The sequence below is a fragment of the Algoriphagus halophilus genome (assembly GCF_900129785.1).
GTDB classification, from domain to species: domain Bacteria; phylum Bacteroidota; class Bacteroidia; order Cytophagales; family Cyclobacteriaceae; genus Algoriphagus; species Algoriphagus halophilus.
In genome coordinates this window covers 2,578,667-2,591,440 of the sequence record NZ_FSRC01000001.1, presented here as the reverse complement: position 1 = coordinate 2,591,440, position 12,774 = coordinate 2,578,667, and the positions used below count along the sequence as shown (strand labels likewise).

Annotated in this window: 9 protein-coding genes; 8 read left to right on the top strand and 1 reads right to left on the bottom strand. The window is 40.3% G+C overall.

The window, feature by feature from the left end; all coding sequences use genetic code 11:
- Positions 1-31 precede the first annotated feature (31 nt).
- From BUR11_RS10830 to BUR11_RS10815, 4 genes are all read left to right on the top strand, one after another.
- Entirely contained in the window at positions 32-796 is a 765-nt protein-coding gene (locus BUR11_RS10830; RefSeq protein WP_200800389.1) for an MlaE family ABC transporter permease, read from the top strand.
- 3 nt (positions 797-799) lie between these two features.
- Complete coding sequence (locus BUR11_RS10825) at positions 800-1,540, top strand: ABC transporter ATP-binding protein (RefSeq protein ID WP_074224825.1); 741 nt, start codon at positions 800-802, stop codon at positions 1,538-1,540.
- Position 1,541: 1 nt separating this feature from the next.
- Positions 1,542-2,528 carry an MlaD family protein gene (locus BUR11_RS10820; RefSeq protein WP_074224824.1) on the top strand — a complete coding sequence of 329 codons (987 nt, stop codon included), beginning with the start codon at positions 1,542-1,544 and terminating at the stop codon, positions 2,526-2,528.
- A 474-nt stretch (positions 2,529-3,002) separates the two neighbouring features.
- Complete coding sequence (locus tag BUR11_RS10815) at positions 3,003-3,698, top strand: head GIN domain-containing protein (protein ID WP_074224823.1); 696 nt, start codon at positions 3,003-3,005, stop codon at positions 3,696-3,698.
- Between the two features lie 74 nt (positions 3,699-3,772).
- Here the strand turns inward: BUR11_RS10815 and BUR11_RS10810 are convergent, their stop codons facing one another.
- Positions 3,773-4,759 (bottom strand): bestrophin family protein, encoded by a 987-nt coding sequence (locus BUR11_RS10810; protein WP_074224822.1) that lies wholly within the window; start codon positions 4,757-4,759, stop codon positions 3,773-3,775.
- Between the two features lie 273 nt (positions 4,760-5,032).
- On the opposite strand from BUR11_RS10810, the gene BUR11_RS10805 reads away from it, so the two are divergent.
- From BUR11_RS10805 to BUR11_RS10790, 4 genes are all read left to right on the top strand, one after another.
- Complete coding sequence (locus tag BUR11_RS10805; protein WP_074224821.1) at positions 5,033-6,379, top strand: cytochrome ubiquinol oxidase subunit I; 1,347 nt, start codon at positions 5,033-5,035, stop codon at positions 6,377-6,379.
- 10 nt (positions 6,380-6,389) lie between these two features.
- Positions 6,390-7,397, top strand: a complete 1,008-nt coding sequence (locus BUR11_RS10800) for a cytochrome d ubiquinol oxidase subunit II (RefSeq protein ID WP_074224820.1) — start codon at positions 6,390-6,392, stop codon at positions 7,395-7,397.
- Positions 7,398-7,722: 325 nt separating this feature from the next.
- Positions 7,723-10,146: an ABC transporter permease gene (locus tag BUR11_RS10795; RefSeq protein WP_074225215.1), complete on the top strand. Its 2,424-nt coding sequence runs from the start codon at positions 7,723-7,725 to the stop codon at positions 10,144-10,146.
- A 174-nt stretch (positions 10,147-10,320) separates the two neighbouring features.
- The gene (locus BUR11_RS10790; RefSeq protein WP_074224819.1) at positions 10,321-12,747 is read left to right on the top strand and encodes an ABC transporter permease; all 2,427 of its coding nucleotides are present in this window, start codon (positions 10,321-10,323) and stop codon (positions 12,745-12,747) included.
- Positions 12,748-12,774 lie beyond the last annotated feature (27 nt).

Here is a 12,774-nt window from a genome sequence, read left to right as displayed (position 1 = left end):
AAATTATAGTATAAAAATAACGCCTTGGGTTTTGGATGTAATCAATACACCTTTTTTCAAAGAAGTAGGAGAAATAGCTAGGTTTACCGGAAGGTTTTTCAAACAGATCGTCAAACCAAAGCAGGAATATGAGGAATTTATCAATCAATGTTTCTGGATTGGCTATAAGACCTTCACCTTGGTAAGCATCACTGCTTTTATCATGGGGCTGGTATTGACAATCCAATCTAGACCTACTTTGGTCGAGTTTGGAGCAGCCTCCCTCTTGCCGTCTATGGTTTCGGTATCCTTGGTTCGTGAAATTTCACCGGTTATCACGGCATTAATATGTGCCGGTAAAATAGGATCTGGAATAGGTGCTGAGCTGGGGTCCATGCGCGTGACAGAACAAATTGATGCAATGGAAGTGTCAGGAACCAATCCATTTAAATACTTGGTGGTCACCAGGGTGATGGCTTCTACGTTGATGGTTCCCATTTTATCCATTTTGGCTATTGCTATTTCTCTTTATGGAGGGTATTTAGGGGTGAATTTGAAAGGTTCTGTAAGTTGGTCCCTTTACTGGTTTCAAGCTTTTGATGCTCTTACTTTTGGGGATTTTATCCCTTCATTGATCAAGACATTTTTCTTTGGTTTTGCGATAGGTATAGTTGGATGCTATAAAGGCTATAATTCTCAAAAAGGCACAGAGGGAGTAGGGAGGTCGGCTACCACCGCCGTGATCGTCGCGTCTTTAATGGTTTTTATTTTGGATTTGATTGCTGTTCAGATTACTGATCTATTAGGACTGACTTAAGAAATGGAACAGAAGGATCATATCATTAAAGTTTCAAAACTCAATAAGTCATTTGGTAGTAATCAAGTGCTCAAGGACTTCTCTATGGAATTAGGCCGAGGGGAAAACTTGGTTATTCTTGGAAAGTCAGGATCTGGGAAGTCCGTTTTGATCAAATGTATCATCAAACTCTTGGAGCCGGACTTTGGTGAAATTAAGGTGTTAGATCAGGATATCAGTGAATTGGATGAGGATGAAATGGATTTACTCCGAAAAGATGTAGGTTTTCTTTTTCAAAGTAATGCATTGTATGATTCCATGACCGTCCGGGAAAACCTGGAGTTTCCATTGAGGAGGCATTGGACTTTAGAAGAACGTGAAAACAAAGCTGAAGATGCAGTGATGGAGGCTCTGGAAGATGTTGGGCTTTCCCACACGGTCAATATGATGCCGGCAGAATTGTCTGGGGGAATGAGAAAGCGAATCGCTTTGGCAAGAACGCTGATTTTGAAACCACAAGTGATATTGTATGATGAGCCTACTACAGGATTAGACCCCATTACAGGTAGAGAAATCAGTGAGCTGATGATTTCTATTCAAGAAAAATACAAAGCTTCATCAGTGATCATTTCTCATGACATGAACTGTATAAAAATGACTTCTAATCGGGTAATTGCTTTGATAGAGGGAAGGAATTATGAGACGGATACGTATGAAAATTTAATGAAAAGCACTGATCCAAAAGTCAGTGAATTCTTTCGATAGGATGAAAAAAGAACGGAAAATAGAAAATGCAAAACTGGGAGTACTAGTATTAGCTAGCCTGATATTTCTGGTTTTTTCCCTGTATTTAATAGGTAAAAATCAGAATATTTTTGGTTCCTCTATCAAAGTGATCGCAGAGATGAAAGATGTCAATGGGCTTCTTCCTGGTAATAATGTGCGCTTCAAAGGAATGGATATTGGAACGGTGAGTGGGATTGATATGAAAAATGATTCTATCATTCATGTGGAACTCCTGATTCATAAATCCATGCAGCCCTATATCAAGAAAAATTCGAAGACTACGATCAATACCGATGGCTTGATGGGAAATAAAATACTTCATATTAATCAAATGGAGGCAGATGCCCCCCTCTTGGAACCCGGAGATATATTGTATTCATTGCCTCAGATTGATACGGATGAAATGCTTCAAACACTTAATTCCACCGGGAATTATTTAGAAAGTACCTTAAGAAATCTTTCTGTGATCACAGAAAGATTGAATCAAAGCAAAGCACTATGGGACTTGTTGTCAGAACCAGAATTAGTGAACGACTTGAATACTGCGATTCGTAAATTTAGAGATGCTGGTTCGAATGCGGTCGAAATCACTGAATCGGGTAGGAATATGATCACCTCTTTTGAAAAAGGAGATGGCCTGGTCAATCAGTTATTTACCGACAGTAGTATGAGTTCTAATTTCGAGGAAACCTTGATCCAGCTTCAAAATACTAGTAAAGAAGCGGAGGAAATGATGAAGAGCGTCAATTTATTACTCCATAATATCCAGGAAGGCAAAGGAACTGCCGGGTTGATTTTACAGGATTCCTTGTTTCGACAACAAGTGGATCAAACCCTTCAAAATCTTGAATCCAGTACTTACAAATTAAATGAGAATATGGAGGCGATGAAATCAAATTTTCTTTTCAGGGGGTATTATAAGAAGCAAGAAAAAGCCAGAAAGAAGGAAGAGAAAAACGAGAATTAGTTACGATCTCATTCTGAATACTTTTTTACTTGACTACCAGTTTTAGAATTTAGTAAAACATTCAGGGGAAGGAATTTTTTGATTGTTCGAATTTGGTCAACAGTGTCCGAATATTTAGTCCACTAGCTCTCAAAACCGAGTTTTATTGACATTAGAGCAGGTTTTTTTTATGGCACAATACTGGTGAATAGAGAGGATATAAAATGGAGAAGATCTGGAATATGGCAGGTAGAAGAATGTTCATGCACTAGCTATCCCATTGGATTTGATTCTTTATTAAAAGTGCTTAGGCGGCCGTTTTTGTATGATTTCTTCCACCCAGAATAATAGGATGAAAAAATATACTAGTAACCCTGATAACAGCATGCAACCTTCAAAGCACTTACTGCATCTTATTCATAGCACGTGATGCTATCCATGTTTTTTATTTAGAAACTCCATTGAATAAATCAAATCAACAAAACTATCATTACAATGAAAATCTATTCAAAATTGTTGGCCTTTGCCATTTCAGCTTTTATCCTAGTTTCTTGTGCACAAGCCCAGCAGACAGAAACAAGATCTCTTGGTCATTTTACAGAAGTGCATTCCGGAGGTAGTTGGGAAGTGATTTTGGAGGAAGGGAATAAGGAGGAAGTTCGGATTGAAGCCAGTGGTGTAGACCTAAGTAAGGTTAGAACTGAAATAGAAGGGAATGAACTGAAGTTGGGCTTAGTAAAGGGAAGCTATAACCGAGTGAAATTGAAATTTTATGTGACATATAAAAGCCTCGAGGGTTTAAGATGTTCTGGATCAGGAGAGATTCATGTAAAATCTGATGTGGTAGCCGAAGATTTTATGTTGGCTCTTTCTGGTTCTGGGGACATCATCATGCAATCTTTGAGAGCGGACGAACTAGATGCATCCATCTCTGGATCTGCAAAAATCCAAATTGATAGAGGTGCAATAGGAGGAGCTGTAATCAGTCAGTCCGGTTCCGGTGATTTTGAAGCAGAAGAGGTGACATTCGAAGAATTGGAAGTAAAAAAATCAGGATCCGGAGACACCTATGTCGGTGATTTGGGTGAAATATCAGTTCGTTCTTCTGGTTCAGGAGATATTGTATACTCAGGCTCACCTCGTATGGGAGACATCAAAGTGTCTGGTTCCAGCAGCATTAGAAAACGTTAAACTCAATTATATACCAATTTAAAAACCACCAATTTTTTGGTGGTTTTTTTGTTCTATCTATGACTGGGTTTCCATTACATCAAGAAACCATTTTCAGTTTCATAAGGTGCAGGGATATTTTCATCTCCGATCATTTCCAAAAGATCAATTTCTATGGCCCTGGCCACTGAAGAAATTGGCACATCATTGTAACCTCCTTCGAAGGGGTTTTCAGAATAATCACCGATCCTGTCCACCAAAAAGAAGATCCAAATGATAATGGCAGAAAAAGGAATGGTCAGCCAATAGTGAAGTGCCCTGGATTGTTCAAAAATATCCAATAAGCCAAAAGGTATCAATGCGCAGAAAATATAGGTGATCCAAAGCCCCGTGGAGGCATATTGCCTAGGGAACGGAAAGTTTTTGATGCGTTCTGACATCCCCTGATGGGTGTATAGATTTCCGATTAGCTCATGGAGCCTGACTTGCTTGTAATCACTTAAAAACCCTTGTTCTTTTAATTTTGAAATCTCATTACTTTGGTTCTTTAAGATATGTGAGGGAATGTTTGAATGGCTTTTGAGTTGATTCAATTCTTCTTCAGAAAGGTACCTATCTATTTCAGTAAAAATACCGTCGTAATATTCCTTGATAAATCCAGGAATGAAATTCAATTTGTTGACGGGAAGGTTGTGTTCCCATGTTTTTTCCTGACGCATTGCATGCTTCAAAGCCATCAGCCAGGCCAAATGTCGATAGATGAACTTTTTCTTCTCCTCCAAAGGCATATCGGGATTTGGTAAACTTAGGATTGCCGTGGCGAAGGTTCTGCTTTCGTTCACAATGGCTCCCCAAATTTTTCTTGCTTCCCAAGTTCGGTCATAGGAACTGTTGTTTTTAAATCCTAAAAAGAAAGCAACAGCGACACCGATTACTGAGATGGGTTCCCAAGGGAGTGAAAATGGAATGGAAGTAATTTCATATAGGACAATGATGATAAAGGAATAGAGTATGCCATAAATCAAAGAAAACTTGGACCAGCGAACTGTCATCCAAAAACTATAATACCGTTTGACGTACATAAAACTGGTTTTTTGTTATTAAGCTACTGATTTTTGTTAAAAAATCACTTAACTAATTGATTGGCATGGTGATAAAAAACACCAAATTGACTTTTAGAAGGTGCGTTTTTCGTAGATGGTTTAGTGTTTTGGTCAAACTCAAGGGGAGCCCAAGAGCTCTTGAAAAAATAGTTTGAAAAAGGTGAACTAATCCCTCAATTTGTGTGTCAGTTTGGTAAGAAGTTTCACGTGATTGATTAGCTGAAAAAGCTGGTCATTAAACATAGAAGTTACATGGAGGACCTTTTCGCAGCACGCTCCCAAATGGCGCTTTCGCTCGGGTTTCACATTATTTTTGCCTGTATTGGTATGGTGATGCCCTTTTTTATGGCCACATCTCATTATCAATATCTGAAGACTGGAAATCCTTTGTACAAAGATTTAACCAAGGCTTGGAGCAAAGGAGTGGCCATATTTTTTGTGACTGGTGCAGTATCAGGAACCATGCTTTCCTTTGAACTGGGGTTGCTTTGGCCAAAGTTTATGTTGCATGCCGGACCGATCTTTGGAATGCCGTTTTCTTTGGAGGGAACGGCATTTTTTATTGAAGCCATCGCATTGGGATTCTTTCTATACGGTTGGGGTAAATTCAAACCATGGTTTCATTGGTTTACCGGTGTGGTGGTAGGAATTAGTGGTCTGGCCTCTGGTATACTGGTGGTGGCTGCCAATGGTTGGATGAATAGCCCTACAGGCTTTGATTTTGTCAATGGTGAATACCTGAATATTGATCCCATACAGGCCTTGTTTAATGATGCTTGGTTTTCTCAGTCCTTACATATGACCTTGGCTGCGTTTACAGCAACTGGGTTTGCAGTAGCAGGTATTCATGCCTACATGATGTTGAAAGAGAAAAACATTGAATTCCATCGAAAAGCCTTCCGCATTGCTTTGGTTTTTGGAGGGATTGCTGCCTTGCTTCAGCCTATTTCTGGCGATATATCGGCCAAGGATATTGCGGTCAGACAACCTGCAAAATTGGCGGCAATGGAAGCTCATTTTGAAACTGAAAAAGGGGCTTCTTTGATAATTGGTGGGATTCCTGATGAGGAAGCTAAGGAAGTAAATTATGCTTTGAAAATTCCGGGAGCTTTGAGCTTTTTGGCTCATGGAGATTTTGAATCAGAGGTAATTGGTTTGGATCAATTTCCAGAAGAAAATCACCCTCCCGTCCTGGTGACACACTTTGCTTTTCAAATTATGGTAGGCTTGGGTATGGTGTTGATGGGCCTGGGACTGTTATTTTTCTTTTCCAATTGGAAAAAGAAGGAATGGATGAAGAAGGATTGGTTTCTCAGGTTGTTTGCTTTGGCTACCCCGCTTGGATTTATCGCAGTAGAAGCCGGCTGGACCGTGACGGAAGTAGGAAGACAGCCTTGGATTATTTATGAAATTCTGAGGACAGAAGATGCCGTAAGCCCAATCCCCGGGATTGCGTATTCCTTTTATTTGTTCACAGCGATTTATGTTTCCCTCGCTCTCGTAGTTACCTTCTTGCTGATCCGACAGATCAAAGCAGTACCTAGCTCCCTGAAAGGTTCAGGTGAAATGAGTTCCAAGTCAGTCATTTCTAACTCTTAAATTCGAAAGCATGCTTTACGTGGTCATTGTTTTTCTGGGGTTGTCCATCTTGTTATATATTCTGATGGGAGGAGCTGATTTTGGTGCTGGGATCGTGGAAATGACCTCTCCGGCAAAGATTCGGGATCAGGTCAGAAGAATTACCTATCAGACTATCGGACCGATTTGGGAGGCCAATCACATGTGGTTGATTATTACGATTGTGATCCTTTTTGTGGGGTTTCCGGCTATTTATACCATGCTTTCCGTGCACTTACATATTCCTTTGGTGCTCATGCTGATAGGAATCATTGGAAGGGGAACTGCATTTGTCTTTAGGCATTACGATGCGGTGAAGGATGATATGCAGCGGATTTACAATTTGGTTTTCACCTATTCCAGCTTTGTCACTCCCTTGTTTTTGGGTTTGATATTTGGAGCAACCGTCAGCGGAAACATCAACCCGAATGCAGTGAATTTTTACGATTCCTTTATCCACCCCTGGTTCAATTTCTTTAGCCTTTCTATCGGTGTATTTACAGTGGCAATTTGTGGGTTCTTGGCAGCTGTTTACCTGGTAGGTGAAACAGAGGAATTTACCTTGAAACCATTCCTCTTGAAGAGATCACGGATGTTTATGGTGGCGATTGTCCTGGCAGGTGGATTGGTCTTTTTGGCAGCTGAAGTTGAAGGAATTGCATTGGTCAGTCTCTTGGTACAAGAACCCTTGACACTTTCAATACTCCTACTTGCCACCCTTGCATTGGTCTTTCTTTGGTTTCAGATTGAAAAGGGAAACAGAAAATCAAGCAGAGCCCTTAGTGGTTTTATAGTCAGTGCGATATTGATTGCTTTTGGATACCATTATTTTCCGGATATCATCATTACCCAATCCGGAGAAAACCTTTCAGTATTCAATTCTGCAGCAGTTGGAAAACCAATTGAAACCCTGGCTTGGGCACTATTGATAGGAAGCTTGTTTATTTTACCCTCGCTTTTTTATCTTCTGTTTAGTTTTCAGAGATCGAAGGTGATGTAGTAGAATGAATTTATAAAGTAAGATATAAGCTATACGGAATACGATATACGGAATGCGGCGAAGCGAGGTGTGGGAATGACAATTGAAGGACTGGTAACTTTGACCATTTCCTTCTGAGACTCCGACTGCCCACTCTGTGACTATTTACTACTTCTGCTTCCCGAAATCGCCCATTATCGAACAAAATTGTCCGTTACTTTTGAATAGGGATTTCATAAAAATAGCTATTCGGGCTTTTTAAAGCAGTTTAGCTTTGGCATTAAACTGGAATAGCTAGTTGGGATTTTCAATCTTGAGAATTAGAAATACCAAAACAATTGCCAACATGTTTACAAATTATTTGAAAGTTGCTTGGAGAAATCTGGTCCGAAGCAAATGGGCAGGTGTAATCAATATTCTTGGTTTAGCCATAGGGATTACTGCATCCCTTTTACTTTTTATGGTAGTACAATATGAAATGAGTTTTGATAAGTTTCAAAGTCATTACAATGAAATTTATCGCGTCGTTTCTAAGGACAAATACCCGGATGGATACGATTACAATCCCGGGGTCAATAACCCTGTACCAGATGCCATCGCTGCAGACAACTTGCCTTTTGGAGAAGTGGTGCCAGTAAAATCTGCCTACAACACCCAAGTGAATATCTATAAAGATGCAACTGAAGTTGGGATTCCTGACAAATATGAAATTGACTATACCTTCTATACCACTCCGGATTTTGCGGATCTTTTTGATCTGGAATTTGCTTCGGGCAACATCCAAAGCCTTTCAGAACCCAATAAAATAATCCTTACTAAAACGACAGCAGCCAAGTTTTTTGACAACTGGGAATTGGCTGAAAACAAAACCTTAGATTTTTCCAGCGGCTTGAAATTAACTGTTGGAGGGATCGTGGAAGATATTCCGGATAATAGCAATATGTTTTTTGACATGCTGGTTTCCTACCAGACAGTGAGATCCAATCCAAGGATTTTTGATCATGATTTAGAGTCCTGGGGCAGTTTGGGAAGCGATAATCAATTGTATGTGAGCTTGGCAGAGCATACAGATGTCGCGAGTGCTCAAGCCGCTTTGGATGGTTTTACCAAGAAGAATTTTGAGGGGAGAGGGAATTCAGAAAAGTCTTTGATCTTACAGCCTTACAAAGACATTCACTTTGACCAACAATATGGAAGCATCAGCGGCAGTGTGACCCGATTGTCCACCGTCAACACCTTGGTGATCATCGGATTGTTTATTCTGGTTATGGCTTCCATTAATTTTGTGAACTTGGCCACTTCCCGTGCCATTGGTAAAGGGAAAGAAATTGGGGTAAGAAAAGTCATGGGAAGTTCCAAAGCCCAGATAATTTTTCAATCATTTGGAGAAACTTTTCTGTCTGTGTTGATTGCAGCTTTGATAGGTGTGATGGGAGCCACCTTATTACTTCCTTTTTTAAGCCTGATCGCCGATGTTCCTGAGAAGATGGATTTCTTCCAACCTGTCGTCCTGATATTCATCGGAATTTTGATAGTAGCTTTGACTTTACTTTCCGGGTTTTATCCCGCCTTGGTGATTTCTAAATTTAAGCCCATTCATGCGCTGAAAAGCAAATTCCACCAAAGTCAGGTGGGAGGAGTATCGATTAGGAAAGCTTTGGTAGTAGTCCAATTCACCATCGCACAGATCCTGATGATCAGCACGATCATTGCCATTCAACAAATGAACATGGTTCAGGATGCAGACTTGGGTTTCACCAAGGATCATGTCTATTACATTGAAGTGCCATTTGATTCAGAGGATGAACGGAGAATTGAATATTTCAAGCAGGAATTACTTAGCAATCCAAGCGTAGTCTCCGCAAGCTTGGCTTCGGATGTTCCAGCTTCTGATAATAATAGCCTGTTTAATTTTTATTTTGACGGAAAGTCAGAAGACGTGCCTTTTCCTGCTTTTGCAAAGTTTGGGGATGAAAAGTATTTTGAAACCTATGGGATTGAATTCGTAGCTGGAGGTCCCTATCAGGCTAGCGACACCATTCGGGAGGTTGTAATTAATGAAACCATGGCCAAGCGCTTACTGATTGAAGATCCAAATGATGCGATCGGCAAGCAGTTTAGGCTGGGCATTATGAGAGAGTGGGCCACCATTACTGGAGTGATCAAAGATTTTACCGTTAACTCCCTGCGCGATGAAATCAGACAGCTGGTCATTGCTCCGAAGAAGGATTTTTACCATGTTGTGGGGTTGAAATTGGACCAAAACGCATCCTTGGCAAGCATTGCTGATTTGGAGCAGTCCTTTGAAAAAACCTATCCTGAGCAAATCTATCATGGGTATTTCTTGGATGAATCCATTCAGGAATTCTATGAAAGTGAGCAGAAATTAGCTTTACTATTCAAGATTTTTGCTGCCATCTCCATCCTGATTTCCGGCATAGGCCTTTATGGACTGGTTTCTTTTATGATCAGCCAAAAAGTAAAGGAGATCGGTATTCGCAAAGTGTTGGGAGCTTCCGTTTCCCAGATTACATTCTTATTGACAAGAGAGTATTTCTTAATGGTTCTTTTAGCCTTTTTTATAGCAGTTCCAATTGCTTATTGGATGATGGAGCGATGGCTGGAAAATTTTGCCTTTAAAATTCCATTTTCAACAGGACTCTTTGTGGTGGTCATGATTTGTTCGCTGTTGATTACAGGTTTAACAGTAGGATCCAAAGCCATCAGGTCCGCCTTGGCGAATCCGGTGGATAGTTTATCGGATGAATAGTGATTTTATGATTTGACCACGAGCGGACGAAATTGTTCGCTTGCTCACTAAGAATCCGCTAAAAAAGCCCAAAACAATGCTGTTTTGGGCTTTTTTCTATGGCACAAAACTGGGATTAAAGAATGAGATGAAATAGGAAATGTTGTACCCCTTTCATTCTATTTTGATTTGACTATGTTAAAAAACTACTTAAAAATTGCCTGGAGAGTATTAAAGAAAAACAGACTGTATACTGGATTGAATGTCTTTGGTTTGACGCTAGGGATCAGTGGTTTTTTGATGATTACACTTTTTATCCAGGATGAGTTAAGTTATGATCAATACCTTCCTGAATCATCATCCGTCTATAGGGTGAATGCGCAATGGGGGAACTTTAAAACAGCGAGCTATGCCACTGCTCCACCCGCTTTGGGGCCAAGAATAGCTTCTGACATTCCGGAAGTAAATGCGGTGACCCGAATACTGAAATGGAATGACTTTACCATACAGCCAGGATCAGGAGCCAATAGGGATCAGGTATTCCGTGAAGAGAATGTATTTTATGCCGAGCCAAATTTCTTTCAGGTTTTTGATATGCCTTTGGCGGCAGGAAGTAAGGAAAAGGCATTATCCCAGCCGAATTATATTGTTATAACAGAAGCTTTCGCAAAGAAGTATTTTGGAGATATTTCACCTCAGGAAGTCCTTGGAAAGGTATTGTTGATCGGAAGTAATGACCCTACACCTCGGGAAATTGCTGCTGTGATCCAAGATATACCTGCTCAATCCCATTTACATTTTGATATGTTGGTATACGAACCGGGAATGCATCAAGAGATTTTCTTAATGGACTCTTGGACCTGGCCAATCTTAAATACCTATCTGAAAATTGAACATGGTAGTAGTGAAGCCGTAAAGTCGAAACTGGATCAAATCGTTTCGAACTATGCCATTCCTGCTTTTAATAAGGAAGGAGAGGGATCGGATTACAATCTTCAATTGATGCCCATTCAGGATATCCACTTGAAATCTCATTTATTGAGAGAGTTGGAGGCGAATGGCTATGAAAGCTATGTGTATATTTTTTCATTGGTAGCTGTTTTTGTGCTGCTTTTGGCCTGCATCAATTTTATGAATTTGGCCACTGCCAAAGCGGGGCTTCGATCTATGGAAGTAGGGGTAAGGAAAGTAATGGGATCGGCGAAATCCCAATTGATTTACCAGTTTCTGACTGAAGCATTCATCTTGGTTCTGATTTCAGTGATACTTTCACTGGTGGTAGTTCAGTTGTCAAATGGACTGTTCAACCAACTTTCAGGTAAAAATCTTCAGTTTAATTTATTTACAAATCCGTGGATCCTGGCAATGATTCCATTGCTCTTGATTGGATTGACTTTGATCTCTGGAGCTTACCCAGCCTTTTACCTTTCTTCCTTCAAGCCTTTGTTGATCATTAAGAAGCAATTATCCGCTGGGAAGAATGCCCATTCCTTCAGAAATGCCTTGGTGGTTTTTCAGTTCGCTACTTCCTTGACCCTGATTATTTGTACCCTTCTGGTACAGCGTCAGATGAGCTTTATTCAAAACTCCAACCCAGGTTTCGATAAAGAGCAACTGGTCATCATTCATAATGATGGGGAAATACGAAATGAACAACGTGAGGATTTCAAGGGGAGATTTGCCTCCAGTGGCCAAATCGAATCCATGAGCTTTTCAACAGGAATTCCGATGACTGGTCAATATCAAATGCGCTCTTTTAACTCCATTAATTCCAAAGAAAATCAAGGAATGAATTGGTATGAAGCAGATGCAGATTATCTGACTACCTATCATTTCGAATTATTGAAGGGGAGAAACTTTGCACAAACGCCAGGCACCGATGCCGGGAAAATCATCATCAATGAAAAAGCTGCCGAATACTTGGGCATCTCTAATGATCCGATTGGACAGATTCTGGTGAAAAACGAAGGGGAAAATGATGAGGCTTCCTTAGAAGTGGTAGGATTGGTCAAGGATTTCAATTTCGAAACCTACAGAAATGAGATCAAACCTCTGGTCATCGAATACATGCATGATTATTACCTGAGAGATTACATCACAGTAAGAGTTGCGGGGAATCAGGTGGAATCTGTCCTCAAGGAATTGGAAGCTGGTTGGGATGTTTATGAGCCAAGGATTCCTTTGAATTATTCCTTTATGGATCAGGATTTTGCAAAAGTTTATCAGTCTGAAATGAAAATGGCTGATTTACTAAAAGTATTGACTTTCATGTCCATTTTGATTGCCTGTTTGGGACTGTTTGGGTTAACGGCCTATACCACTCATTTGAGAACCAAAGAAATTGGAATCCGAAAAGTTTTTGGTGCTTCCATGGCAGAAATCTTTGTCATGCTGTCTGCATCCTATCTTCGATTAGTTCTAATTTCTGTTGCATTGGCCATTCCGCTTGCTATTTATTTCATGAATCAATGGCTGGAGGAATTTGCCTACAAGACTGGTATCAGCATTTGGGTGATCACACTGGCGGTTGGTACCTGTTTGGGATTGGCAGCATTGACTATCTTCTTCCAGACCTATAAAAGTATCCAGGCAAACCCGGTGAAGAGTTTGAAGGATGAGTGAGAAATGGGAAGAACGAAATGAGAAATG

Bases quoted from the DNA above. Each gene is read 5' to 3' on its own strand.
- BUR11_RS10825 (WP_074224825.1), top strand. From the start codon at position 800: ATGGAACAGAAGGATCATATCATTAAAGTTTCAAAACTCAATAAGTCA.
- BUR11_RS10820 (WP_074224824.1), top strand. From the start codon at position 1,542: ATGAAAAAAGAACGGAAAATAGAAAATGCAAAACTGGGAGTACTAGTA.
- BUR11_RS10815 (WP_074224823.1), top strand. From the start codon at position 3,003: ATGAAAATCTATTCAAAATTGTTGGCCTTTGCCATTTCAGCTTTTATC.
- BUR11_RS10810 (WP_074224822.1), bottom strand. From the start codon at position 4,759: ATGTACGTCAAACGGTATTATAGTTTTTGGATGACAGTTCGCTGGTCC.
- BUR11_RS10805 (WP_074224821.1), top strand. From the start codon at position 5,033: ATGGAGGACCTTTTCGCAGCACGCTCCCAAATGGCGCTTTCGCTCGGG.
- BUR11_RS10800 (WP_074224820.1), top strand. From the start codon at position 6,390: ATGCTTTACGTGGTCATTGTTTTTCTGGGGTTGTCCATCTTGTTATAT.
- BUR11_RS10795 (WP_074225215.1), top strand. From the start codon at position 7,723: ATGTTTACAAATTATTTGAAAGTTGCTTGGAGAAATCTGGTCCGAAGC.
- BUR11_RS10790 (WP_074224819.1), top strand. From the start codon at position 10,321: ATGTTAAAAAACTACTTAAAAATTGCCTGGAGAGTATTAAAGAAAAAC.